Source organism: Aquilutibacter rugosus (assembly GCF_036541335.1).
GTDB lineage: Bacteria > Pseudomonadota > Gammaproteobacteria > Xanthomonadales > Xanthomonadaceae > Aquilutibacter > Aquilutibacter rugosus.
Genome location: NZ_JAZHBO010000001.1, coordinates 351,678 through 377,124, shown reverse-complemented (window position 1 = coordinate 377,124; position 25,447 = coordinate 351,678). Strand labels below are relative to the sequence as shown.

Annotated in this window: 20 protein-coding genes and 1 pseudogene; 13 read left to right on the top strand and 8 right to left on the bottom strand. The window is 62.1% G+C overall.

Annotated features, from left to right (window positions below; genetic code table 11):
- Positions 1–50: 50 nt before the first annotated feature.
- Both trhO and glnE read left to right on the top strand, forming a co-directional pair.
- Positions 51–938, top strand: coding sequence for an oxygen-dependent tRNA uridine(34) hydroxylase TrhO (trhO, locus tag V3390_RS01815; protein ID WP_331703119.1), 888 nt, complete (start codon positions 51–53; stop codon positions 936–938).
- Positions 939–955: 17 nt separating this feature from the next.
- Entirely contained in the window at positions 956–3,673 is a 2,718-nt protein-coding gene (gene glnE / locus V3390_RS01810) for a bifunctional [glutamate--ammonia ligase]-adenylyl-L-tyrosine phosphorylase/[glutamate--ammonia-ligase] adenylyltransferase (RefSeq protein WP_331703118.1), read from the top strand.
- Here glnE and V3390_RS01805 read toward each other — a convergent pair.
- On the bottom strand, positions 3,615–4,622 hold the full coding sequence (locus V3390_RS01805; RefSeq protein ID WP_331703117.1) for a mitochondrial fission ELM1 family protein: 1,008 nt from the start codon (positions 4,620–4,622) through the stop codon (positions 3,615–3,617). The genes glnE and V3390_RS01805 overlap by 59 nt on opposite strands.
- A gap of 97 nt (positions 4,623–4,719) precedes the next feature.
- On the opposite strand from V3390_RS01805, the gene V3390_RS01800 reads away from it, so the two are divergent.
- The 6 genes from V3390_RS01800 to V3390_RS01775 are packed head-to-tail and all read left to right on the top strand — an operon-like array spanning position 4,720 to position 9,367.
- Positions 4,720–5,307, top strand: coding sequence for a malonic semialdehyde reductase (locus V3390_RS01800; protein WP_331689677.1), 588 nt, complete (start codon positions 4,720–4,722; stop codon positions 5,305–5,307).
- Positions 5,308–5,334: 27 nt separating this feature from the next.
- Entirely contained in the window at positions 5,335–5,910 is a 576-nt protein-coding gene (locus tag V3390_RS01795) for a YceI family protein (protein WP_331703116.1), read from the top strand.
- Positions 5,907–6,629, top strand: coding sequence for a pirin family protein (locus V3390_RS01790; protein WP_331689679.1), 723 nt, complete (start codon positions 5,907–5,909; stop codon positions 6,627–6,629). Before V3390_RS01795 ends, V3390_RS01790 begins: the two co-directional genes overlap by 4 nt.
- Before the next feature lie 57 nt (positions 6,630–6,686).
- The gene (locus V3390_RS01785) at positions 6,687–6,887 is read left to right on the top strand and encodes a zinc-finger domain-containing protein (protein ID WP_331689680.1); all 201 of its coding nucleotides are present in this window, start codon (positions 6,687–6,689) and stop codon (positions 6,885–6,887) included.
- 18 nt (positions 6,888–6,905) lie between these two features.
- Positions 6,906–8,048 carry a glycosyltransferase gene (locus V3390_RS01780; protein ID WP_331689681.1) on the top strand — a complete coding sequence of 381 codons (1,143 nt, stop codon included), beginning with the start codon at positions 6,906–6,908 and terminating at the stop codon, positions 8,046–8,048.
- Complete coding sequence (locus V3390_RS01775; RefSeq protein WP_331703115.1) at positions 8,045–9,367, top strand: O-antigen ligase family protein; 1,323 nt, start codon at positions 8,045–8,047, stop codon at positions 9,365–9,367. The genes V3390_RS01780 and V3390_RS01775 overlap by 4 nt, the downstream gene beginning before the upstream one ends.
- Here V3390_RS01775 and lpxL read toward each other — a convergent pair.
- On the bottom strand, positions 9,352–10,284 hold the full coding sequence (gene lpxL, locus V3390_RS01770) for an LpxL/LpxP family Kdo(2)-lipid IV(A) lauroyl/palmitoleoyl acyltransferase (protein WP_331703114.1): 933 nt from the start codon (positions 10,282–10,284) through the stop codon (positions 9,352–9,354). The two genes, V3390_RS01775 and lpxL, sit on opposite strands and share 16 nt — an antisense overlap.
- Before the next feature lie 36 nt (positions 10,285–10,320).
- On the opposite strand from lpxL, the gene waaA reads away from it, so the two are divergent.
- Positions 10,321–11,658 (top strand): lipid IV(A) 3-deoxy-D-manno-octulosonic acid transferase, encoded by a 1,338-nt coding sequence (waaA, locus tag V3390_RS01765; protein ID WP_331703113.1) that lies wholly within the window; start codon positions 10,321–10,323, stop codon positions 11,656–11,658.
- On the opposite strand, the gene V3390_RS01760 is transcribed toward waaA, so the two are convergent.
- The 4 genes from V3390_RS01760 to V3390_RS01745 all read right to left on the bottom strand — a co-directional run bounded on the left by V3390_RS01760 (position 11,612) and on the right by V3390_RS01745 (position 15,371).
- On the bottom strand, positions 11,612–12,358 hold the full coding sequence (locus V3390_RS01760; RefSeq protein ID WP_331703112.1) for a 2OG-Fe dioxygenase family protein: 747 nt from the start codon (positions 12,356–12,358) through the stop codon (positions 11,612–11,614). The genes waaA and V3390_RS01760 overlap by 47 nt on opposite strands.
- Positions 12,359–12,361: 3 nt before the next feature.
- A complete protein-coding gene (locus V3390_RS01755; protein WP_331703110.1) occupies positions 12,362–12,763 on the bottom strand; it encodes an MAPEG family protein in 402 nt (133 codons plus the stop codon).
- Positions 12,764–12,780: 17 nt separating this feature from the next.
- Complete coding sequence (locus V3390_RS01750) at positions 12,781–14,511, bottom strand: M28 family metallopeptidase (RefSeq protein ID WP_331703108.1); 1,731 nt, start codon at positions 14,509–14,511, stop codon at positions 12,781–12,783.
- Positions 14,512–14,645: 134 nt separating this feature from the next.
- Positions 14,646–15,371, bottom strand: a complete 726-nt coding sequence (locus V3390_RS01745) for a hypothetical protein (protein WP_331703107.1) — start codon at positions 15,369–15,371, stop codon at positions 14,646–14,648.
- Between the two features lie 120 nt (positions 15,372–15,491).
- Between V3390_RS01745 and gpmI the strand changes: the two genes are divergently transcribed.
- The 3 genes and pseudogenes from gpmI to V3390_RS01730 form a co-directional block, all read left to right on the top strand.
- Positions 15,492–17,012, top strand: coding sequence for a 2,3-bisphosphoglycerate-independent phosphoglycerate mutase (gene gpmI / locus V3390_RS01740; protein ID WP_331703106.1), 1,521 nt, complete (start codon positions 15,492–15,494; stop codon positions 17,010–17,012).
- Complete coding sequence (locus V3390_RS01735) at positions 17,009–18,382, top strand: murein hydrolase activator EnvC family protein (RefSeq protein ID WP_331703105.1); 1,374 nt, start codon at positions 17,009–17,011, stop codon at positions 18,380–18,382. Before gpmI ends, V3390_RS01735 begins: the two co-directional genes overlap by 4 nt.
- 30 nt (positions 18,383–18,412) lie before the next feature.
- Positions 18,413–19,690: pseudogene (locus V3390_RS01730) on the top strand (S41 family peptidase); the annotation flags it as partial.
- A 65-nt stretch (positions 19,691–19,755) separates the two neighbouring features.
- Here V3390_RS01730 and V3390_RS01725 read toward each other — a convergent pair.
- Positions 19,756–20,454: a rhomboid family intramembrane serine protease gene (locus V3390_RS01725; RefSeq protein WP_331703104.1), complete on the bottom strand. Its 699-nt coding sequence runs from the start codon at positions 20,452–20,454 to the stop codon at positions 19,756–19,758.
- Between the two features lie 149 nt (positions 20,455–20,603).
- On the opposite strand from V3390_RS01725, the gene V3390_RS01720 reads away from it, so the two are divergent.
- The gene (locus tag V3390_RS01720; protein ID WP_331703102.1) at positions 20,604–22,043 is read left to right on the top strand and encodes an OmpP1/FadL family transporter; all 1,440 of its coding nucleotides are present in this window, start codon (positions 20,604–20,606) and stop codon (positions 22,041–22,043) included.
- Positions 22,044–22,125: 82 nt separating this feature from the next.
- Here the strand turns inward: V3390_RS01720 and putA are convergent, their stop codons facing one another.
- A complete protein-coding gene (putA, locus tag V3390_RS01715) occupies positions 22,126–25,314 on the bottom strand; it encodes a bifunctional proline dehydrogenase/L-glutamate gamma-semialdehyde dehydrogenase PutA (protein ID WP_331703101.1) in 3,189 nt (1,062 codons plus the stop codon).
- Positions 25,315–25,447: the final 133 nt, after the last annotated feature.

Here is a 25,447-nt window from a genome sequence, read left to right as displayed (position 1 = left end):
CCGGCATCATCGGTTCTTCGCATTTGGTCCAAACGTTTTACAATTTACGAATGGAAACCAATCGCATTTTGCTCTATTACCTTTTCACTCCCATTGCCGATCCCGAGGCCGTCCGCCTGTGGCAAAAGGCCTTGTGTGAATCGCTGGGGCTACGCGGCCGCATTCTGATTTCGGCGCAGGGTATCAACGGCACCGTCGGCGGCTCCATGCAGGCGGCAAAAAAGTATGTCCGTGCAATGCGCGAGTATGCGCCGTTCAAGCCAATGGAGTTCAAATGGTCGCAAGGTGGCGCCGAGGACTTTCCGCGACTCTCCATCAAAGTGCGCAACGAGATCGTCTCGTTCGGCGCGCCCGATGAACTCGAGGTGGATGAGTCCGGCGTGATTGGCGGCGGCGTGCATCTGGCACCGCGCGAGTTGCACGAACTGATTGAATCCAAGAAAGAGGCCGGCGAGGATGTGGTGTTCTTCGATGGCCGCAATGCCATGGAGGCCGCGATCGGCCGCATGAAAGGCGCTATCGTGCCCGATGTCGAGACCACGCATGATTTCCGTCGCGAACTCGATTCTGGCAAGTACGATCACCTCAAGGACAAACCCATCGTCACGTATTGCACGGGTGGGATTCGCTGCGAAGTGCTGTCGGGCATGATGCGCCGTCGCGGCTTCAACGAGGTGTATCAGTTGGATGGCGGCATTGTTCGCTACGGCGAGACCTTTGGCGACAAAGGTCTGTGGGAGGGCTCGCTGTACGTCTTTGATAAGCGTATGCATCTGGAATTTTCCGATGAGGCGGTGACGATCGGCGAATGTTCCGAGTGCGGCGAGCCCACCAATGATTACGTGGATTGCGGCAACGTGTCGTGTCGGTCGCTGCGCCTGGTCTGTCCCTCGTGCGTGGAGGAGAACAGGCATCAAAGCTGCCCAAAGTGCGCCTGAGCGCTTAGCATGGGCTCATGAGTTCTGCTGCCGACCCTGTCACTGATTTCGAAACGAACGTACAACGCGTACGGGCTGCGAGCGATCTGTTCGACTCGGTAATGGATCGCGATCCGGAGTTCATCGAACGTCTGCGCGCGGACGACGGCAGTGACTGGCCGGTGCCACCTTTACCGGCGGACGACAGCAAGGCATGGCCCCGCTTGCTGCGGCAACATCGCAAGCAGCAATCGGCACGGATCATCTGGCGCGATGTCTTGGGCATGGATACCTTGCCCGAAACGATGCAGCGCATCTCCAACTTGGCCGATGTCTGCATGCAAGCCGGATTGGCTGCGATACAGGCTGATTTTGAGCTGCGTCACGGTGTGGTGCGCGATGCGCAAGGCCATCGCATCGAGCCGGTCATCTTTGGCTTGGGCAAACTCGGTGGCGGTGAACTGAATTTCTCGTCCGATGTGGACTTGGTCATTGGCTTCGAGGAGCATGGCGAGTCCGATGGCCCGCGCCCCTTGGCTGCCGAGACCTACTTCACGCGTTTGTGTCAGCAGTGGATCAAGTTGCTCGATGAGGTCACGGTCGATGGCTTCTGTCATCGCGTGGATATGCGTTTGCGGCCGTACGGCAATAGCGGTCGTCTGGTGTGGTCGTTTGCAGCAATGGAACTGTATTTTCAGAGCGAAGGCCGCGACTGGGAGCGCTATGCGTGGCAAAAGGCGCGCGTGGTAGCCGGTGATGTCGCCGCGGGCGCGCGCTTTTTAAATACCCTGCGGCCGTTTGTCTATCGCCGGTATCTGGATTTCACCGCGCTCGATGGCGTTCGCGAAATGAAGGCCAGCATCCAGGCCGAGGTCGCCCGCAACGATCGGCAGAGTGATATCAAACGCGGCCCCGGTGGAATTCGTGAGATCGAGTTTCTGGTGCAGGCCTTGCAGCTGATTCGTGGCGGACGCGACGCGAGTCTGCGCACGCCTTCGCTGCTAAAGGCTTTAGACGCCCTAGTCGCAGCAGGTGAGCTGACGGCAGAGAACGCCGATCAGCTGCGCGAGTTGTATCGGTTCCTGCGCGTGCTCGAGAACCGCATCCAGATGCTGCGCGACGAGCAGACGCACGATGTGCCCGCTGCCGCCTCGGACCGTGAGCGCGTGGCAATCGGATTGGGCTACGCCAATTGGGCTGCCTTGCAGGCGGACCTGGATGTCGTGCGCACGGCGGTCCAGCAGGAATTCAATGCATTACTGGCGCCGCGCAAGGCGCAAGCCGTTGCCGGTAGCTTGCAGGATTACTGGCGCGCCTTGCCCGATCATGGCGATGGCGCGGTGCTGCAATCTTTGGGCTATGCCGATGCGCTCGCTGCCGACACGGCATTACGGGATCTGCTGCGTGGCCCCGGCGTACGCCAACTTTCACCGACGGCGCGTGCGCGCTTTGATCGTGTCATGCAAGTCATGGTCGAGGATGCCGGTCGCGCCGACGCGCCCTTAGTGACGCTCAAGCGTCTGATCAGTCTGCTGCAGGCGATTTTGCGCCGCAGTGCCTATATCGCCTTGCTCGACGAGCAGCCCGCTGCGCTGAAACGCCTGGTCCAGGTGGTGGGTGAGTCCGCACTGATGGCCGAGCGTGTGAGTCTGCATCCGTTGTTGCTCGATGAGCTGCTCGACACGCGTGCTGCCGGCTCGGGCATGCAATTGCAGGCGGTGGAATTGGCGATTGATGAGATTGTCTTTGATGGCGATCCCGATCTGCCGTTGCGACAGCTCAATGAGATTCGGCAGACCGCCAGTTTCCGCGCTGCATTGGCGTTTCGCGATGGCCGCATTGATGCGCATACCGCCGCCCGCCAACTCGCCGATCTGGCGCAGCTGTGTCTGGTGGCCGTGTTTCGTTGGGTGCGCACTGAAATGCAGGATGCACACGGTGCCTTGCCCGGCGCCGAGTTTGCGGCCATCGGTTACGGCAGTTTGGGTGCGCGCGAGTTGAACTTCGGTTCCGATCTCGATCTGGTGTTTCTGTACGATGCGCCCGCCGACGCGGTCTCTACCGGCCCGCGACCCTTGGATGCCGCGCGCTACTTCGCACGGTTGGCACAGAAGCTGGTGGCCTATCTGGCAGTGCAGACGGCGGCCGGTCATCTCTTCGAAGTGGATATGCGGCTGCGACCCGATGGTGCCAAAGGCTTGCTGGTCTCGAGTTTCAGTGCGTATGCGCAATATCAGCGCGAACGCGCATGGACCTGGGAGCATCAGGCGCTGGTGCGGTCGCGACCGATTGCCGGTGATGCGCAGTTGTGTGAGCGTTTTACGCAGCTAAGGGCCGAGATTCTAAGTCGTCCGCGCGACGTGCAGGGTTTGCACGACGAGATCGCACAGATGCGGGCGCGCATGCGCAAGGAGCTGGATCGCAGCAGTGCGAGCTTGCTCGATCTCAAGCAGGGACGTGGCGCGCTGGTGGATCTCGAGTTCCATCTGCAGCAGCAGGTGTTGGAACACGCAGCGAAGTCGCCGCAATGGCTGGAGGACACCGGCAACCTGGAATTGCTGCAGCGTCTCGATGGCGATACGGACGCGTTGCGCTCGGCCTATCTGGCCTTGCTCGATCAGGGCTTGCGGTGCGGTCTGGATCGGCGGCCGCGCCTGGTGCCACGGACGCCGGCGATTGAAGCGAGCGCCGCGGTGATTAGCGCGCGAACGCCGGCGTTTGCCGCAGATCCTTCAGTAGCGTCTGCAGGCCGTTAAACGGCGCCACCGGCGTCATGGCAATGGCCGGTGATTCGGCGGACCACCACTGCGCCCGACCGCGGGCCACGAGCTCCTCGGCGAACCGCGAAGGCGCATCATCGCCCGGCGTGCCGAGCAAATAGAGCGGTGCGGTGGTCGCTGCGGCCTCGCTGAGCATGGAGACCGAGTCGGCGCTGCAGACAATCGCATCGGCCCAGGCTAAATAGCCTGCATAGGGATTGGTGAAGTGCGCCACAGCGTGCTGGGCATCGGACTCGCCGGTCCACAGTAGGTGATCGCGCAGGACGGGCAGGGTCCGCAGTTGGGCGGCGACGGCTGCAGGCGTGCGACGCGAGGTCGAGACCATTAGCGAGCCGAACGGGGCCAGCGCTTGCACGGCCTGCAACGCCTGCTCGGCATCGAACGGGCGCTTGTGCGTGTCGCCACCGAGCAGAACGGCGATGCGCGGCGCGCTGAGGCTGCCCAGCGTCGTGGAGAACGTCGAGCGGGCCGCGTCCAGTGCCGCCGGGCTCATGCTGTGCAGGGCGCCGTGGATGCGCACGACGTTGGGGCCCTCGCGGCGATCGTGGTGCGGCAGGATCACGGCGTCCCAGGCCGACAGGTTCACGCGCGGATCCAGGATCTGGATCACGTGCGAACCGCGTCGCCGCAGCAGGCGGGTGGCCAGCGCCGCTTGGCGGCCGCAGCCGATCACCAGTTGCGGGGCCGGCTCCCGGCCCTCGAGCACGTGACGCACCGGGCCGGCAAAGGCCTTCGTGCTAAACGGCAACACACGGGGCGCGGCCCAGCGCCAAGGCACGGTAGGATGGATCAGGCGATCGGTATAAGCGCGCGCCAGGGTGGTCGCCAGGGCTTGGGCCTGGCGGTGGTTCCCGGCCCGGCCATCGCTGAGAACCCACGTTGCGCGGGCGTCGGTGCTGGGGGCTAGGGGATCTGATTGTTGCATTTTTGGGATGACTGTGTTCCAGCGGTCGTGTTTGCTAGCTATTTTGAGAATCATACAATGGCCGCATCCAATCTCATTTCACTAAGGAAAATCCGTCATGGCTGACGCGCTTCAAGCTTCTGCAATCGAACAGCTGTTCACCCACGCCCGCACCCACAATGTGCTCGGTGGCGAAATCAGCGATGAAACCCTGCACAAACTCTATGATCTGACCAAGTTCGGTCCGACCGCGGTCAACGCCACGCCGGCCCGCTTTGTCTTCATCCGTTCGGCCGAGGCGAAAAAGCGCCTGGAACCGTTCATGGATGCTGGCAACCTCGAAAAGACCATGGCCGCTCCGGTGACCGTCATCGTCGCCCACGACGAAGCCTTCTACGAAAAACTGCCGTACCTGTTCCCGCACGTCGATGCGCGTCCGTGGTTCGAAGGCAACCAGTCCCTGATCGAAACCAGCGCATTCCGTAACGGTTCGCTGCAAGGCGCCTACCTGATCATGGCCGCCCGCGCTCTGGGTCTGGATACCGGCCCGATGTCCGGTTTCGATAACGCCGGTGTTGATGGCGAATTCTTCGCCGGCACTGCCATCAAGTCGAATTTCCTGATCAACTTGGGCGAAGGCGACCCGGCCGCTCTGTTCCCGCGCTCGCCGCGCCTGCCGTTCGACGAAGCTGCACAAATTCTGTAAGTCCTTCCCTTTTTTGGAGACTGTTCCATGCGTACGATTAAAACGATGCTCGCCGGCCTGCTGTTGGCCGCCGCTGTTCCCGCCGTGGCCGCTCCGGTCACTTACAACCTGGACCCGACCCACACGCAAGTGCTGGTGACCTGGAACCATATGGGTTTCTCGCGTCCTTCCGCCAATTTCGGTATTGATAAAGGCGTGCTGGTGTATGACGCCAAGGCCCCGCAACGCTCGAGCGTCGAAGTGACGCTGCCGCTGAGCCTGATGGATACCTTCGTGCCGGATCTCGACAAGCACCTGAGCGGCAAGGATTTCTTTGATGCAGAGTCCTACCCCAATGCGACGTTCAAGAGCACCAAGGTCACTTCGCTCGGTAAGAACAAGCTGAAAGTGACGGGCAACCTGACCATCAAGAACATCACCAAGCCGGTGGTTCTCGATGTGACGCTCAACGGTACGGGCGTGCATCCGATGGTGAAGAAGTCGGCCATCGGTTTCAATGCCGTGACCACGATCAAGCGCAGTGATTTCGGCGTCGGCGCATTTGCTCCGGCCGTGTCGGATAAGGTCGATCTGCGGATCACCGCCGAAGGCACCACTCCGTGATTATTGAACGCCGTGCGGCAGAGCGTGGCCAGGCCGATCATGGCTGGCTGCGTTCGGCGCATACGTTTTCCTTTGCCGGCTACTACGATCCGCAGTGGATGGGTTTCGGCCCGCTGCGCGTGATCAACGAGGACCGAGTCGCCGGCGGTGGCGGATTTGCACCGCACAGTCACGCCAACATGGAAATCGTGTCGGTCGTTCTCAGTGGTGAACTGGCGCATCGTGATAGCCAAGGCAATGCGGGTGTAATTCGCGCCGGTGATGTGCAGTGGATGAGTGCCGGGCATGGCGTCGAACATTCGGAAATGAATGGCGGCGCTACCGATCCGGTGCATTTTCTGCAGATCTGGGTGCAGCCTAATCAGGTCAACGCCACGCCGCAGTACGGGCAGGAGCATTTCGCGTTCGCCTCGCGACTCCATCAGTGGGTCACGCTGGCCGCGCCCGAGGGTCGTGATGGCGGTCTGCCCTGGCGTCAGGATGCGGTGCTGTTTGGCCGCGGCTTGCGCAAGTCCGATGCGACGACGCGTCAGTTGGATCCGACACGCCGTTACTGGTTGCAGATTCTGGGCGGTGAACTCGAGGTCGAACTCGGTGGCACTGTGCGTCAGTTGAACGCCGGCGATGCCATCGGCCTGGTCGATGAAGACGGTGAGTTGGCCCTGCGTCAGCTCGCTGAGGACGAAGTCCAGCTGCTGTGGTTTGATTTGCCACGGTAATTGGCGTCTTAAGCGGGTAAAATGGCCGGAAGTCCACAGTGATTTCCGGCCTTTTTTATGACCACCAGCAGCTCGACCACTTCGCATCAAGCCAATACCGAACGCCACTACGAGGTGCGCCGGGCGGATTTGCCGTTGAGCTGTCCCACTGCGGAAATGGCGCTGTGGAATTCGCATCCGCGCGTGTATCTGCCGATTGAGGCCGAGGGCAGTGCCGATTGCCCGTACTGCGGCGCTCATTACGTCCTGGTCGACTAGGTCGTCGGGCCTGCCGCCATGGTCGCTCCCAAGCGCCTGACGGTCATGCAACTGCTGCCGGCGCTGCAAGCCGGTGGGGTTGAGCAAACCACTCTAGAGGTCACGCAAGCGCTGGTCCAAGCGGGCCATCGGGCTTTGGTCGTGTCCGCGGGTGGGCGCATGGTGCCGCGGATTGAGGCGGCGGGCGGCGAGCACTTCGAGCTGGATATTGGCCGCAAATCGTTGCGGACTTTATTGCAGGTGAGGGCACTGCGGGCGCTAATCCGTTCGCAGCAACCGGACATCGTGCATGCGCGTTCGCGGTTGCCGGCGTGGGTGGCGCGGTTTGCGTTGCAGGGTCTGCCCGCGACGTCGCGACCGCATTGGCTCACCACGGTGCACGGGCTGAATTCGCCGTCGGCGTATTCGCGCGTGCTGACCACGGGTGAACGCGTCATCTGCGTGTCAACGACCGTGCGTGATTACGTGCGCGCCCATTATCCCCAAGTGCCCGCCGACCGCCTGTACCTGATCGAACCCGGCATGGACCCGCTGCAGTTCCCGCGCACGGATCACGACGCACGGGCCAGGCAACGGGCGCAATGGGCCCAACAGCTGCCGGCGCTAGGAGCGGCCGGCCACGGTGGCCCCTTGCTGTTGCTGCCCGGCCGCGGCACGCGCCTCAAGGGCCACGCCGACGGCATTCGCCTGCTCGCCGCACTCCGTGCCGAGCACCCGCACGCCGTGCTGTGGCTCCTAGGCGCGGACGACCCCGACCGCCACGACTACCTCACCGAACTGCGCGCCCTCGCGGCCGCCCTCGGCGTGCACGATCGCGTGGTCATCAGCCCACCCGATCGCGCCATCGCCTCGGCCATGGCCGCTGCCGATCTGGTGCTCCAACTCTCCCGCAAACCCGAAGCCTTTGGCCGCACCGTGATCGAGGCGCTGCAGACCGGCACCCCGGTGCTCGGCTGGGATCACGGCGGCGTCGGCGCCTTGCTCCGCGAGCTGTACCCGCAGGGCGCGGCACCGGCCTTCGACGAAACGGCGTTGGCGGCGCAAGCATTGCAGCTGCTGAAAAATCCGCCTGCAACTCCCGAGTCCGTACCGTACACTTTGGAACGTATGCAACAGCGTTCGCTGTCGCTCTATCAGGATTTGATGCACAACACCCCATGACTTCGACACCGATCACGGACTCGACTGCAAACCTAGGCACCGGCTGGCGCTGGGCGCCCGCGTTTGTGCTGGCCTTTGTGGCGCTGTTTCCTGCACCGGGCTACGCCGAGGGCGTGCTGGTCCTGGGCTCACTGGCGGCGCTGATTCATCTGTTGCTGACCCGTTTCCGCGGCGGTGCCCGCTTGCTCAGCGGCCCCGCGTGGGCCCTGACCACGGTTCTGTTCCTGGCCTACTGGCTGCCCGCGCTGTTCTCCTCCTTCGATTCCGTCACGGGCGCGAAGGCCGTGCAGAAATCGCTGCTGTCGCTACGCTACCTGCCGTTCCTGTGGCTGGTGGCATCGGCCGTGGCCACCGCGCGCAATCGCCGAGTCACCGTCAACGGCCTGGCCCTCATCGTCGGCATCTGGGCGCTCGATGCGCTGATCCAGGCCGTCAGCGGCACCAGTCCGATTTTTGCCGGCATTGACGGGCTCAAAGTCCTGATCGATGGCCATCCCATGTGCACCGCCGATGAAATCGCCGCGCTCGATCGTCTCAGTGGCTTTATGGGCCCGTGTAACCTTAAGCTCGGCCCCGTGCTGGCCACCTTCGCACCGTTCCTGTTGTGGGTCGCTGCGCAGCGTATGGGCGTCAAAGGCTGGCTGGTTGCTGCCGTCGCCGTCGGCCTGGTGGTATTGCTGTCGGGCTCGCGCGGTGCGTGGGTGACCTATGCGCTGGTGCTGGCGCTGTCGGGCTGGAAAGTCGTCGGCTACCGCGGCCTGTTGGCGATGGCCCTGGTCGGCGTTGTGTCGCTCGCAGCGGGTTACGTCGCCGTGCCGCAAGTCCAGCAACGGGTGGATCGCACGCTATCCGCCGCCAGCATGAACGACGATGGCGTCGACAATGCATTGTCGGGTCGCGGCCGCATCTGGAGCGCCGCCGGTTGCATGATTCAACAGCATCCGATCAATGGCGTAGGAACGCGGGGCTTCCGCCATGCCTTCGCTGCCTGTGATCCCGAGCCGGGTTCCACGGTGGAGTGGGGCGATGGTCCGGCCCTGCATGCGCATCAGCTAGTGCTCGAAGTGTTGGCCGAGACCGGCGTGATTGGCCTGCTGTTCTGGATCGTGGGTGCCGTCACCGCATGGCGCGCCTGGAAGTACGCACCGGCTTCTGCACGTCAACGGGCGCAACCCGCCACCTGGGCGCTGATGGCCACCGTGTTTCCGCTCAACACCAGTCTGGCGTTTTACTCGGCGTTTTGGGGCTCGGTGACCTTGCTGCTGAGCGCGCTGTTTGTCGGCCTGCTACTGGCCCACGACGATCACGAATCGGCGTAAAGATTGCGACCGTCGGGTTGACGTTTAAAGCGTCGGTGAATCCACAGATATTGCGCAGGGGCCCGGCGGGCCATCGTTTCAATGGCCTGCATCACGATGGCGGTATCGGCCGCGGCATCCTTGCTTGGAATCGGCTGTTCGGGCGACCACAGTTTCATGCGGTATTCGCCCTGTTCGGTGCGATAGTGCCCAAAGAAGATCACCTCAGCGCCCGACAGTCGCGCCAGCTGATGCGTTGACGCCAGCGAGTTGGCCGGCACACCAAAAAAATCCACAAACACGCTGTCCCCGCGCGAGGGATCCTGATCGGGCGCGTACCACAGCACACCGCCCTGTTTGAGATGTTTCACGGCAGGACGCATCTCGGTCTTGGTGAACATGGCCGTGGCGTAATGCAGACGGCCTTTTTTGACGGCATATTCCATCGCGGCGTTGCCGTAAGGCCGATACATGCCGGCGACTGCAGTCACATCGCACAGGAGACGACCGCAGACCTCGAGCGTGGTGAAGTGGCCGCTGACCAGGATCACGCCCTTGCCGCGCGCCAGCGCTAAACGCAGCACATCCGCGCCTTCGATCTGCAGGTTCTTGCGTAACGGCGCAATCGAGCCCCACCACGCGCGCGAGAACTCAAACAGCGAAATGCCCAGCGCACGAAAGTGATCGGCCACCAGCGCCTCACGTTGCTCTGCACTGAGCGAAGGCATGGTCAGCTCGATGTTGCGACGGGCGACCTTGGCCCGCGAGCCCATTAAGACGCGCAGGAGATTGCCGATGCCGCGACCTAAGCTGCGCTGGAATGACCACGGCAATCGGGCCAGCAGCGAAAGGATGCCGATACCCAGCCAGACCGGCCAGTATTTGGGCTGCCATGGGAGCGAGCCCGGGTCGGTAGGAGTGGGTGTTAGATTGGACATTGTCTGATTTTATCGCCGCAAGGTTATGATTTGCGGATGCGAGCGGATTGGATCGGACGGATTTTGCGCGCGATCTATACGGTCGTGCTGTATGTGCTATTGCCGATCACGGTCTATCACCTAGTTTGGCGGGGTTTTCGGCACAACGCGTATTTCCATCGCTGGGCCGAGCGTTACGGCATCTATCCGCATGCCACCCGCACTACCGGCGTCCTCTGGATCCATGCGGTTTCCCTGGGCGAGGTGAATGCCGCCGCCCCCCTGATCGATGCGTTGCGCAAATGCCGCCCCGATCTGCGCTTACTGGTCACTACCATCACACCGACGGGTTCCGCGCGCGTTCGTGATCTGTGGGGCCATCAGGTGGAGCACGTCTATCTGCCCTATGACTTGCCCGGTGCGACGCGGCGCTTCTTTGCGCATTTTCGACCCGTACTCGGCCTGATCATGGAAACCGAGATCTGGCCGAACCTGCTGTTCACCGCGCAGGAAGAGGGCGTGCCGCTGCATATCCTCAACGCGCGCTTGAGTGCGCGCTCGCTGCGCGGCTATCGCATGCTGGCGCCGCTGATCTCGCGAGCCCTGCGCACGGTGCGTCTGGTGGCCGCACAGAGTGACGAGGATGCCGAACGTTTTGTCCGCCTTGGCGCCCTACCCACACAGGTTCGCGCACTGGGCAATCTCAAATTCGATGTGCAAGCCACCGACGGCGGTCTGTTCCGCGATGCGTTTCGCGCGCGTGCGGGTCGTCGTCCAATTTGGATCGTAGCCAGCACTCACGAAGAAGAAGAGTGCCCGGTGCTCTCCATGTTCCGTGCGGTGCGCGAGCAGGTGCCCAATCTGCTGATGGTGTGGGCGCCACGGCATCCCGAGCGGTTCCGCCCTGTGTCGATCAGTGCCGGCAATTTGGGCTTGCGCTGGTCTGCGCGCTCGATCGCGACGTGGCCGGGCCCCGAAGATGATCTGTTCCTGCTCGACACCTTGGGCGAGCTGGCGAAATTCTTTGCCGTCGCCGATGTGGCGTTTATCGGTGGCAGTCTGCAACCGATCGGCGGGCACAATCTGCTCGAACCCGCGGCGGCCGGCGTGCCCATTGTCACGGGTCCGCATCTGCACAACTTTGCCGACATCGCCAAGCGACTGCGCGAGGCGGGGGCGCTGATCATTGCCGCCACTGCGGACGAAGTGGCCGCTGCGACTGTGGAGCTGTTGCGCGATCCCGAACAGGCGGCGCGCATGCGCCAAGGTGGTCTGGAGCTGATTGCGCGCGGTCGCGGGGCGTTGCAGCGCTATTTGGAGCTAGTCGCAGCGGATTTGCCGCCGGCGCTTAAGAGGCAGTCGGGTTCGTCGGCGAAGCGGCCGCCCGCAGCGTAATCACCAGTACATCGCGCCACGCCGGTTGCGAGGCATCGTCCGGCTCCACCGGCGTCACGCCATGGGCAAGGCGGCGATCATCAATCAGCACGGTGTCGAGCGGGCGCGTCAGCGTAAAGTGCGCCAGCTCATGGCCATCGTCCAGGGCGTGCACGCTGGTTGTGCCGCTACGGATGTTGTTCCGTTCCATCAGCGACACCAGCACATAGTCCACGCCATCGCGGTGCGTGCCTTCGGGCGTCGGTTGACCGCTTTGCAAGGCAGTCGCCTCAATGCGGAACTGATGCACTTCGATAAGCCATTGCGACACCTCGGGCTTCAACCACGTAAAGTGCGTGGCCGCAAACCGGATCAGGGCCTGCAGACAGGCGTTGGACTTGATGTCCGCCTCGATGGGCTCGAACCAGCGCTCGATGCCCCCTTGCAGGGCGTTGTACACGCGGCTCTGATAATGCGGCTGATGCGGGCCGAACCGCAGTACGCCGTCGGCCATAGTCAGTTCCCCGACCGCGTGCCGACGACGACGGTTCAGTCCCACTTGCGCCAGATACGGATCCGGGGCCAGCCGATTCCAGGATGCGCAGAACGCATCCCATTGGGAATCGAACTCGCCCTCGAGGCGACCGAGTTGGTCGCGCATGGCTTGTGCGCCGAGGATGGCATAGCCATCGAGCTGCAGCGCCTGATCCAGCAAATTCATGATTTACGCGATAGTCTTGGCCGCCAGCACGACGAGAGAGAACGCCGAGGCCATGCCGATAAACCAAGCCAGGCTGCGGAAGAGATGCATACCCGAGATGTACAGCAGACCGTGGGCGACACGGGCAACGGCATAGATCACAGCCATCAGGCCGATGGTCGCACCGGGCACTTCGGCAAATTGCGCCATCAGCACCGAGGCGTAGAACAGCGGGTTGGTTTCGAAGCTGTTGAGCTGGGCACCGTTGGCCCAACGCGACCGCGGATTGTCCTGCTTGGCTAACCACTCGCGCGGATCGCGGTTGTTGAAGCGGCCTTGTGTGCCGCTGGCCTTGGCTACCACCGTCCAAATGTACGGCAGCACAGCCACCAGCAGGATGCACCAGTAAGCGGTTGCAATGGTCATTTCAGATTTCCTTTGAGTTAAGGGCTGGCGCGCAAGGCGTCCTGCTGTTTGCGGAAGGCATTGCCCGGATACCAGCGCGGCCACGACGTACTGTTGGCCACTTCACGACCAACGGCATACAGGGCCTGCAGATCCTGTTGAACGCCTTCGAGGTTCCAGTTCGGATCCACGTCATCGGTCGGCTTGTGGTAGCGGTTGCGACGGTAATCTTCCTGGATGGCGCGGCCGCGTTCGAGACCGCCTTCGATCAGGTCATCGCCGCCCTTGATGTACAGCGCCGGCACGCCGGCCTTGGCAAAGTTGAAGTGATCGGAGCGGAAGTAGAAGCCGTCCTGCGGTGTGTTTTCCGGTGCCAGCTCGCGGCCTTGGGCAGCAGCGTAGGGCTTGAGGATGTCTTCGAGTTCGGACGCGCCGTTGCCAATCAGTACCAGGTTGCGGGCTTTGCCGGTGGGAATGAGTGCGTCGATGTTGATCACCGCCGCGATCTTGTTCAGCGGCACGCTCGGGTGTGCGACATAGTAGGCCGAGCCGAGCAGACCCGATTCTTCGAGCGTGGGCGCAAAGAAGTACACCGAACGCTTAGGAGCCTGTCCTGCGCGGGCAAAGCCCTGAGCGATGGTCATGATGCCGGCCACTCCGGTGCCGTTATCCACGGCGCCGTTCCAGATCTGATCGTCCTTGGGTGCGGCGGCATTGTGGTCGTGCGCGTCGTCGCCTTGGTGAGTACCGAGGTGATCCCAGTGCGCCTGATAAATCACGGCCTCATCGGGGCGTTCGCTGCCGGGCAGTTTGGCAATGAAGTTTTTGGACGAGGCATGCGTCACAGCGGTCTTGAGCGTGGTGGTCGCGGTCGCATTCAAGGCGACCGGTTTGAAGCCCTTGGTGCTGGCGGCCTTGTACTGCGCGGTCAGATCCAGGCCGGCGGCGGCGAACAGGGCGCGTGCCGATTCCTGCGTCAGCCAGCCGCGAATCGGCAGGCGCGGTGCGGGGTCATCGGCGGCGGGCAGATCGAACTGCTTGCCCGTCCAGCCGTTACGGACCACTTCCCAGCCGTAGGCCGCGCCTTCGTTGTCGTGCACGATCAGCGCTGCGGCAGCGCCTTGGCGGGCGGCCTCTTCGAACTTGTAAGTCCAGCGTCCGTAGTAGGTCATGCGACGGCCTTCGAACAGTTCGGTATCGCCGATCTGAAAGCCAGGATCATTGACCAGCATCACGACAGTTTTGCCGCGCACGTCCAGGCCTTCGTAATCGTTCCAGCCCAGCTCGGGGGCATTGACGCCGTAACCGACAAAGACCATGTCGCTATTGCGCAAATCCACCAAGGGTTTGCCGGTGGTGGTGCCCAGCACCATGTCCTGCGGGAATTTGAGTGTGGTGCTGCCCTTGCGGGTCTTGAGCTGCAAGGTGGTGTTGGCGTCGGTCAGGCTGGTGACCATAGGCACAGTCTGCGTGTACGAGTCGCCATTGCCCGGTTGCAGGCCCAGCTCTTTGGCCTGCGCGATCAGGTAATCGAGCGTGAGCGTTTCGCCGGCACTGCCGGGCGCGCGGCCGCCAAAGGCATCGGAGGCGAGAACTTGCAGGCGCTTGGAGAAGTCCTGTGCCGTAAACGGAGTCGGTGGCAGGATGGCATCGCTGGCGGGCTGATTCGAGGCCACTTGTTGGGCAATGCCGGAAGCGGCGGGAGTTTGGCAGCCGGACGCGCCGGCGGCGACCAGAGCAAGCGCAACGAGTGTGCGACGAGTGAGCATTGGTTCTGTTTCCTGTTTTGTTACTGCTTGGATGTGACAGCAAAAGGCCACCCATGGGGTGGCCTTTCATTTAACCACGATCGCTCGGGTTGTCGTGCAGGAATCCGCGAAGCCTTTGCGCCTCGGCGTGTCCGTTACGGCGTCGGAGCGCGGTCGGTGCTGTAGGCCACGGCGGTGGCGCCGGTGATCTTGCCGACTTTGGCCGTGCTGTGCACGTAGAGTTTGACCTCGCGTTCAAAGCGCAAGTTGCCCTTGACCTGAGCACGCGGCCCAATGATGACGGTCGGCACGCGGCGCTTGTTGTTGAACGAGAATGAGATGCCCTTAGGTGCCTGATAGATGATGTCGCCATTGACGACGCTGTTGACACCCACGGTCATGTTGCCGTTGACGCTTTCGACATTGCCGCTGACTCGCGTACCAATCAGGCCGATGGCGCCGTTGACGGTGCTGACATCGCCGCCGACGCTGCTGCCCGACTGGAGCAGGATTTCGCCGTTGACCGAGGACACATCTTTGCTGATGCGCGCACCGGTACCGAGATGGATCGCGCCATTGACGGTGCTGACATCGCTGGCGGTCAGACGGGCGCCGGCGCTGACGCCGCCATTGACGGCGCTGACATCGCCCACGCGGGCTCCGTCTGCAATCTGGATGGCGCCGTTGACGACGGTGACATCGCCTTTGACGATGGCATTAGCGGCCACGCTGACCGCACCGTTGACTGTGCTGATGTCGTCAATGGTCTGGCCGGCTGCCACTTCGACCGCGCCGTTCACCTTGCTGATGGACTGCGCAGTGGCAGAAAGGGGCAAGCTGACCGTTAAAGCGGCAGCAAGCAGAAGGGCGGTGCGGTTCATGTAGGAATCTCCAGTAAAACGGCGGTGTTGGTTACAATCCCATAGGAACCGGCCGTTGGCTACTGACCAAAGTCACACTGACTTCCGGCCATTCATATAGATTTCGGATTGAACCGCATAGTGAGCAAGAAACCGGTCGTACTGCTGATCCTTGATGGCTGGGGTCACCGCGAGGAAACCGCCGACAACGCCGTCGCGCTGGCAAATGTCCCCAACTGGCGTCAGTTGCTGGCCACACGGCCGCACACCCTGATCCATACCGAGGGCAAATGGGTCGGTCTGCCCGACGGACAAATGGGCAATTCCGAAGTCGGACACATGAATCTGGGCGCCGGTCGCATCGTTTATCAGGATCTGACCCGCGTCGATGCCGCCATCGAAGACGGCACCTTTAATGCCAATGCGGCCTTGCTGCAGGCCATGAGTGCGGTCAAAACCTCGGGCGGTTGTCTGCACCTAATGGGTCTGCTGTCACCGGGCGGGGTGCATTCGCACGAGCGTCACTTGTTTGCGCTGTTGCGTCTGGCGCGGGCGCAGGGCGTGTCGCAAGTGGCAGTGCATGCATTCCTGGACGGTCGCGATACGCCGCCGCGTTCGGCCTTGGCGAGCCTTAAGCGCCTTGACGAAGTGCTGGCCGAGGTCGGTAACGCACGGCTGGCTTCGGTCAGTGGGCGCTACTTCGCCATGGATCGTGACCAACGTTGGGATCGCGTCGAGCGCGCATACCGTGCCATGGTCGAGGCCGAAGCCGAGTTCACTGCCGCGACCGGTGTCGAGGCGCTGGCCGCCGCGTACCAGCGCGATGAGAACGACGAGTTCGTTGCCCCTACCGTCATTGCAGGTGCCGAGCCCATGCGCGATGGCGATGCGGTGATCTTTTTCAATTTCCGTGCGGACCGTGCGCGTCAGTTGGCCGCCTCGTTTACGGTCCCTACCTTCGATGGCTTTGCCGTGCGTCGCCCGCAACTGGTGAACTTCACCGGTCTGGCCGAGTACAGCGCCGATCTGCCGGCTGCTGTGGCCTTTGGTGCCGATAACCTACCCAACACGCTGGGCCAAGTCCTGGCCGATCGCGGTATGACGCAGTTGCGTATCGCCGAGACCGAGAAATACGCACACGTGACGTTCTTTTTCAGCGGTGGTCGTGAGACGCCGTATGCGGGCGAAGAGCGCGTGCTGATTCCCAGCCCCAAGGTGGCTACCTACGATCTGCAGCCCGAGATGTCCTGTCCCGAGGTGACCTCCAAGCTGACCGCTGCCATTCGCAGTGGCGAGTTTGATGTCTGCATCTGCAATATCGCCAATCCCGATATGGTCGGCCACACCGGCATGTTGAACGCCGCGATCCAGGCCGCCGAGGCCGTGGACGTCGCGATTGGCGCTGTCGTTGCAGCCGTCGAGTCGGTGGGCGGTTCGTTGCTGATCACTGCCGATCACGGCAACCTGGAACTCATGCGCGATCAGGTCACGGGCCAGCCGCATACGGCGCATACCGTTGGGCCTGTGCCCTTGGTCTATGTCGGTCCGCGCGCGGCCACGTTGCGCTCCGAGGGCGCACTGCGCGATGTCGCTCCCACCGTGCTCGATCTGCTCGGCGTTCCCAAGCCCGCTGAAATGAGCGGCGCGAGCTTGCTGGCATGAAACGCATCGCGGCCGTTGGTCTGATTGTTGCCCTGCTGGTCGGCGGCGGCGATGCCTTCGCACAAGCGGCTAAAAAAACGCCGGCCGATGCCAAGGCATTGGAGAAACAGCTGGCAGCCAAACGCAAGGAACTCAAGGCAGTAGCGGCCGATCGTCGCAAGCTCGATTCCAAGCGCGGCAGTGCAGCCAAGGATCTGCGTACAGTCGAAGAGCGGGTCGGCGCTTCGGCACGTGCATTGGCCACGACACAACAGCGCATCACGGTCGAGCAGAGTAATCTGCAACGCCTGAACTCACAGAAACAAGTGCTTTCCGGTGATCTGGGCGCGCAAGTTACGGAACGCGAGCGCTTGTTGAGGGCAGCGTATCGGCAGAACCGGCAGGGGCCGCTCAAGGCCTTGCTGTCGCAAGATAGCGTGGCCGAATCGCAACGCACGTTGACCTATCACCGCTATCTGCAAAAAGATCGGCAGCAGCGCATCCGGGGTCTGAATCAGCAGTTGGTCGGCCTTGATACCGTGCAGCGGGAGATCAACGGGCGCCAGCGCGAACTGACGCGCAGTCAGTTGGCGCAGCGTTCGCAGGTGCAGCAGCTCGAGAAAGATCGGGCCGATCGCGCCAAGCTCCTGCAAGGACTGAATGCCAAGTACGCATCCACTGCCTCGCGCGAGAAGGCGCTGGGCAAGGATGTGGCCGGGCTCAACAAGCTGCTGGGCCAGTTGCGGGCCGCGGCAGCGCGAGCCGAAAAGGAACGACGTGCCATCGCCAAGAAGCGGGCGGCTGACGCCGCGCGCGAACAGCAGCGACTGCGGGCCGAGCAACAGCGCGTAGCGCGTGCCAATAGTACGGCGGACAAGGGTGCCGGCACCACCAAGGTTGCCGCCAATACCAATACCAAGGCAAGCACGCCAACACGCACCGAAAGCACCGAGCCGGTGCGCGCGCCGCAACGCATTGATACGCCCAAGCCCACAATTGCCAGTACCGGTCCTGCGGTGGGCGGCGTCGGTTGGCCTGCCACGGGCGCCTTATTGGCCGGCTTTGGTGGCACCATGCCCGACGGTCGCCGCAGCCAGGGTCTGCTGATTGGCGCCTCACGCGGAGCACCCGTGCGCGCCGTCGCCGCCGGCGAAGTCGTGTACGCGCAGTGGATGACGGGTTACGGTCAGTTGCTGATCATTGATCATGGCGGTGGCCGTATGAGCTTGTATGCGTACAACGAGGCGCTGCTCAAGAACGTCGGCGATCGCGTGGGTCGCGGCGATACCATCGCCACGGTTGGGGCCTCGGGCGGGCAGGGCCGGCCGGCGCTGTATTTTGAATTGCGCAGTAACGGCTCGCCGATCAATCCGCGTTCGATGCTGCAGTGATGGCCTAAACTGGGTGGCATGACATTGCCTATGCCCTGCCGACTTGCCACCCTCGCCGTTGCTCTGAGCATGGCGCTGACCGTTACCACTGCGCAGGCGCAAACTGCCGCCACGCCTTCGAAAGCGAAAGAGGCAAAAGTTGCAGCGGACGAATCGCCGGTTCCGCTCGAGGAAATCCGTCGTTTTGTACAGGTCTATCAGGCGGTCAAGCAAGCTTATGTGGAGCCCGTAGATGATCACGAGCTGATGCAGTCGGCCGTGCGCGGTCTGGTGCGCAGTCTCGATCCGCATAGCGTCTATTTCGAAGGCGATGACGCCGACAACTTCGATGAGCGTTCGCGCGGCAACTATCAGGGCATCGGTGTCGAGGTCCAGACGCAGGATGATGGCACGCTGCGCATCATCGCTCCGATCGACGGTTCGCCCGCCCAGGCCGCCGGCATCAAAGCCGGTGACTTGGTGGTGGCCATTGACGGTCAGATGCTGACCGATCACAAAGACGATGCCGAACTCGATATGCGCGGTCCCGAAGGCACCGAGGTCGAGCTGACCATCATCCGCAAAGGTCAGGAAAAGCCCTTAAAAATAAAGGTCAAGCGCCAAACCATTAAGGTGGCGAGCGTGCGTTCGCGCCTGCTTGAACCGGGCTACGGGTACATCCGTATTGCCTCGTTCCAGGCCGATACCGCCAATGATTTCGAGTCGGCGGTGCAGTCGCTGCAGAAAAGTGGCGCATTGCGCGGTGTCCTGATTGATCTGCGCAGCAATCCGGGCGGCCTGCTCAACGGCGCCGTGCAGATTGCCGATGACTTGCTGCCTTCGGGTCGCATTGTCAGTACGCGCGGCCGACTGCAACGCAACGACATTACCTTTGACGCGACGCCCGGTGATTTGCTCAACGGTGCCAAAGTCGTCGTGCTGGTGGATGTCGGTTCCGCCAGCGCCAGCGAAGTGCTGGCCGGTGCGCTACGCGATCACAAGCGAGCCACCATTGTCGGCAGTCGCACGTTCGGTAAGGGTAGTGTGCAGACGCTGTTACCGCTCGATAACGGCGACAGTGTCAAACTCACGACGGCGCGTTATTTCACGCCCTCCGGTCAGTCAATTCAGGCCATTGGGATTGCACCGCAAGTGACGTTCTCGGCCAAGCCGGGCGCATCAGTGTCGGGTGAACCCGGCTACAGCGAGGTCAGTCTGCCCGGTCATATCGGTGCGGCCGGTCGTGCTTCCGAAGATGCAGGCAATATTCGCCCGGGTGATCTGCTCGAAGGCGAAAGCTATATCGAACAGGCACTCAAGGTTCTGAAGTCAAAGTAAGGTTCCGTCGCGCGCGTGCGCACACCTTTGCATCCGCGCATTCACGGCTGTTGTGATCAGTAGCCTTGCTGCTTGCGCAGTGCCTTCGTGATCGTATGGCGTGATGCCATCGCAAACAGGATGCCGAAAACAAAGCCGACAATGTGACCGATCCATGTGACCGATCCGTTGAGTGCGCCGACCACGACAAAGATCACCTGCATTGCAAACCACAGACTGACGAGTGCCAGCGCGGGCACCTTGATCACCTGCACAAAGAATCCCAGCGGCAGAAAAATACCGAGCTGTGCGCGCGGAAGCAGGCTGATATACGCGCCCATGACTGCGGAAATTGCACCACTGGCGCCGATGACGTAGTGCGCGTCGCCGGGATATGCAGCAACAGTTGCAAGATTTGAAATGGCGCCGGCGATTACAAACAGCAGCAGAAATCGCAAGCTGCCGAGTACGCGTTCTGCTGCAGGACCGAAGATCAGCAGGAACACTAAGTTACCGATCGCGTGCGACCAGTTGATGTGCAAAAAGGTCGCTGTATACAAGCGCAAAAGACGACCGCCCTGCAGCGCTTGCTGCCAATCGTGCAGTGTTTGCAAGTGTCCGCTGAGCATTCCCCATTGCAGTTGCCATTGTCTTTGCGCATGGGGACCTAACCACCATTGCACTGCGTGCAAACCGATGATGATCAGCAGTAATAACGGCGTTGCCCACGTCCAGTGACGTGTTGGTTTTTGCGGCAGTGCAATAAATAAACCCATCAGTTTCGGTTGCAAGCCTGCGATTTAAACGTTAAAAAGACGTAGCGGTGAGATTCGGTGGCGTAGGTTTTGAAGTTCGCCTTACCCATTGTGCCGACACAAGCCGCCGTTTTCCATTCGTTCCCCCCAATTTTGAGAGCGTCATCGTTATGAAGAACAAGAACACTCTGCGACTGAGCGCGCTGGCTATCGGCGTGCTGAGCGTGGTCTCGGTTGCTCAGGCATCGGGCTTCCAGATCCGCGAAAACAGCACCAAGGCTCTGGGCCGTGCTTTCACCGGTACCACCGTTGCTAAAGATGACGCCACTGTCGCCATCACCAATCCGGCTGCAATGGTCAATTTGGATCGCACCACCGTTGCCAACAATGTCAGCGTGATTGACCTGAGCGGCGAATTCACCGGTACCGCCCTTGCCGCGCCGACCCTGGCTTCGCAACCGGCTCCGGTCAACAGCCTGGCCAAGTCGGTCAGCGGCGGTAACGGCGGTGATCCGGGTGACCCGACCGCAGTGCCTTCGTTTGCCGCCGTCATGCCGCTGCACGGCAACCTGGAAAATCTCTGGGTTGGTTTTGGTGTGAACGCACCGTATGGCCTCAAGACCGAATGGGACAAGGATTGGGTTGGTCGTTACAACGCCGTCACTTCCGACGTGAAAGTCATTGATGCCACGCTGTCGGCCGCCTGGAAGACCTCCGATCAGTTCTCCGTCGGCGTCGGCCTGGTGCTGCAGCACGCTGATGTGACACTGACCAACGCTCTGGATCTGGGCACTGCCGTTTGCGGTGGTATCGTCCAGCAAATCGGTGCGCTGCCGGTAGCACTGCGTCCGGCCGCCATTGCCTCGCAACTGGCCCCGATGTGTCTGACCCCGACCGCGCCCTACGGCCCGGGCAAGAACGATGGCTTCTTCTCGGTCAGCGGCAAAGACAGTGCCATCGGCTGGACGGCCGGTTTCCAATGGCGTCCGACTGACAAGCTGGCCATTGGCTACAACTACAAGTCCGAAATCGCCCACGAGCTAAAGGGTGACATCGAGTTCACCGTGCCGGCCAATGTTCTGGCTTTGCCGGGTATGTCGACTCGCTTTGCTTCGGGCAAGGGTGGCGCCGAGCTGACTACCCCGAGCACGCACACCTTCTCCGCATCGTACGATGTGACCCCGTCGGCCCGCGTGATGGGTGAATACCAGCGTACCGACTGGACCACGCTGGAGAACGTGACCATCAAGCGTGACGACGGTACGGTGATCGGTACCGAAGACTACGGTTGGTCCGCTTCGAACATGTACTCGCTGGGCGGTGAACTGGATCTGAGCCCGGCTCTGACCCTGCGCGCCGGTATCGGCCGTGACGAAACGCCGACCCACGATGCCAACCGCACCCCGCGTCTGCCCGACAACGATCGCACCTTGCTGTCGATCGGCGGTACCTACCGCATGTCGGACAAGCTGAGCTTCGATGCGGCCTTCATGCGCGTCAACGTCAAGGATTCGCCGATCCGCAGTGTTTCCTCCACCGGTACGCTCATCACGGGCGAAGCCACCGGCGGCGCCAACGTCATTGCAGTCGGCGGTCAGTACAAGTTCTAATCGCTACATTGCAACAACAAAAAACGGCGGCCAATTGGCCGCCGTTTTTATTTGCCCGTGTTGCGGGCTTTGCGTACGCCGATCAGTCGGCCAGCGTCAGCAACGAAGCATTGCCACCGGCTGCCGTGGTGTTGACCGTGATGGTCTTTTCGGTGGTGAAGCGCGGCAGGTAGTGCGGGCCGCCGGCCTTGGGACCGGTACCCGACAGGTTCTGGCCACCGAACGGCTGCACGCCGACCACGGCGCCAATCTGATTGCGGTTGACGTAGCAGTTGCCGACGCGCACGCGCGATGTAATGCGGTTAACCGTTTCATCAATGCGCGAATGCACGCCCAGTGTCAGGCCGTAACCCGTGCGGTTAATGTCGTCAATGACGGCATCGAGTTCATCGGACTTCCAGCGCAGAACGTGCAGGATTGGGCCGAAGTTCTCACGCGTCAGTTGCGACAGCGACTGCAGTTCGTAGGCGCGCGGCACAAAGAAAGAGCCCTGATCCACTGCATCGGTGACCGGTGCCGTGGCGACCAGGGTGGCTTCGCGATCCATGCGCGCCGCATGTTCCTGCAATTGGCCAAGTGCATCGGCATCAATGACCGGGCCGACATCGGTGGAGAGTAGGGCCGGGTCACCGACTACGAGTTCCTTCATGGCGCCGGCGAGCATGCCGACGACCTTGTCGGCAATGTCATCTTGCACGTACAGCACACGAGCCGCGGAGCAGCGTTGACCGGCCGAGGTAAACGCCGAGCCGATGGCATCCTTGACGACCTGTTCCGGTAGCGAGGACGAGTCGGCGATCAGCGCATTCTGGCCGCCGGTTTCGGCAATCAGTACGCCGATGGCCGCATCGCGCGCAGCCAATGCGCGGTTAATCGCACGTGCCGTTTCAGTCGAGCCGGTGAATACGACGCCGGCGACGCGCGGGTCCTTGGTCAATGCGGCGCCGACCGTGGCGCCATCGCCCGGCAGGTACTGCAGTGCGGCGGCAGGCACACCGGCCTCGTGCAGCAGGCGAATCGCGGCGTAACCGATGAGGTTGGTCTGTTCGGCAGGCTTGGCGATCACGGTATTACCGGCGACCAGTGCTGCAACAATTTGTCCCGTAAAAATAGCCAGCGGAAAATTCCACGGCGAGATCGCCACGAACACGCCGCGACCGGACAGTTGCAGGGTGTTGGATTCGCCGGTGGGGCCGGGCAGTTGTTCGGTTACAAACAGCTCGCGCGCCTGTGCGGCGTAATAGCGCAGGAAATCCACGGCTTCGCGCACTTCGGCGATGCCGTCGGCAATGGTCTTGCCGGCTTCCAGAGTGCACAGATGAATGTACTCGGCCATGCGCGATTCCATCAGATCGGCGGCATGCTCGAGGATCGCAGCGCGACCGGCGGCCGGCGTGGCATTCCATGATTCAAATGCATCGGTAGCGTTGCGCAGTGCCAGTTCAACGGTGGCGCTATCGGCAGCTTGCCATTGGCCGACCACTTGCGAGCGCTTGGCCGGATTGGTCGCGTTGGTGGTTTCGCCCGTGAGTTGTGCACCCGGTACCAGCGGTGCGGCAGACCATTGCTTGCTCGCGGCGGCAGCCAGGCCTTCGGCCAGTTCACGCAGTTGATTGTCGTTGGCGAGATTGACGCCCATGGAGTTGCTCCTGTTAATGCCGAAGCTGCGGTACAGATCGACCGGCAGCGGAATTTTGGTGTGTGCAATGGATTCGCGCGCTTGCACGTGACGGATCGGGTCTTCGATCAGGGCTTCGACCGGGACGCTGTCATCGGTGATGCGATTGACAAAGCTCGAGTTCGCGCCGTTTTCGAGCAGGCGTCGCACCAGATAGGGCAGCAGATCCTCGTGCGAGCCGACCGGCGCATATACGCGACACGGCACATTGAGACGGTCGGCCGGAATCACCTGCGAATACAGGTCATCGCCCATGCCGTGCAGTTTCTGGAACTCAAACTGATTCAGACGGCCCAGCAGTTTGGCGCGCTCATACACAGCGGCCACGGTTTGTGCGTTGTGGGTGGCGAACATGGGGTAGATGGCGTCGCCGGCTTGCAGCATGCGATGGGCGTTGGCCAGATAGGACACGTCGGTGTTGGCCTTGCGTGTAAACACCGGATAGCCGTCCAGACCCTCGACCTGCGCCTTCTTGATCTCCGAGTCCCAGTAGGCACCCTTAACCAGGCGCACCGGGATGCGGCGACCGACCTGAACTGCCAGTTCCGCAATGAAGGCAATCGCATCGCCCGCACGCTTCTGGTAGGCCTGGATGGCCAGGCCGTAGCCCTCCCATCCTTGCAGGGACGAATCGCGGTACGCGGCGGCAATCGCATCGAGCGAGAGTTCGAGACGTTCGCTTTCCTCGGCGTCAATGGTCAGACCGATGCCGTAGGATTTGGCCAGTTGCGCCAGCTCAATAATGTTGGGCACCAGCTCGGTCATCACGCGTGCGCGTTTGGCCTGTTCGTAGCGCGGGTGCAGCGCCGAGAGCTTGACCGAGATCGAGGGCGCAGCAAACACATCGGTGCCCACGAAACTGCCGTTAGGGCCGGTCTTGCCAATCGCATGGATGGCATCGCGATAAGCCCGCAGATAACGCGCCGCATCTTTCGAAGTCAGCGCCGACTCACCGAGCATGTCAAAGCTGTAGCGATAATTGGCGGCGTCGTCTTTACGGCTACGGGCCAGGCCTTCGTCAATGCTGCGGCCCATAACGAACTGATGGCCCATGATTTTCATGGCCTGATAGGTCGCCAGACGAATTACCGGCTCGCCCATCTTGCCGACCAGGCGCTTGAACGCACCGTGCGCGTCGCGCTTGGTGTCGCCTGCCAGATTGACCAGCTTGCCGGTCAGCATCAGGCCCCAGGTCGAAGCGTTGACCAGCAGCGAATCGCTCTCGCCCATGTGACGGCGCCAGTCGGCATCGCCCAGTTTGTCGCGAATCAGCTTGTCGGCCGTCTCGGCATCGGGGATGCGGAGCAGGGCCTCGGCGACGCACATCAGCAGGATGCCTTCCTCGGAGCCGAGGTCGTACTGGCGCATAAAGGCCTCGATGGCACCCTGGTCCTTGGCCATGCGCCGGACGCGGGAAACCAGGTCGTGGGCGGTGGCCTGAGCGGCCGCAGCCGAGTCGGCGGGCAATTCGGCCAGGGGCAGCAGCTCACGGATGAGGGTGGCCTCATCACGGCTCCAGTGATCGGTTAGGGCCTGGCGAGCGCCGGCCGCACGCGCGGGCAATTCCGGCGCGAGTAGGGGTTGGACGTGCATCGAAACCTTACTGAGAAACGGGTAAAAACGCGGTGCGAATAGTTTACTACCGTCCTTGGCTTGATTAGGTATCCGTTAAGGCGGTAAAATCTGGCGGTTAATGTCTCCGCTTGCGGGGTACATTGCTGTCTTT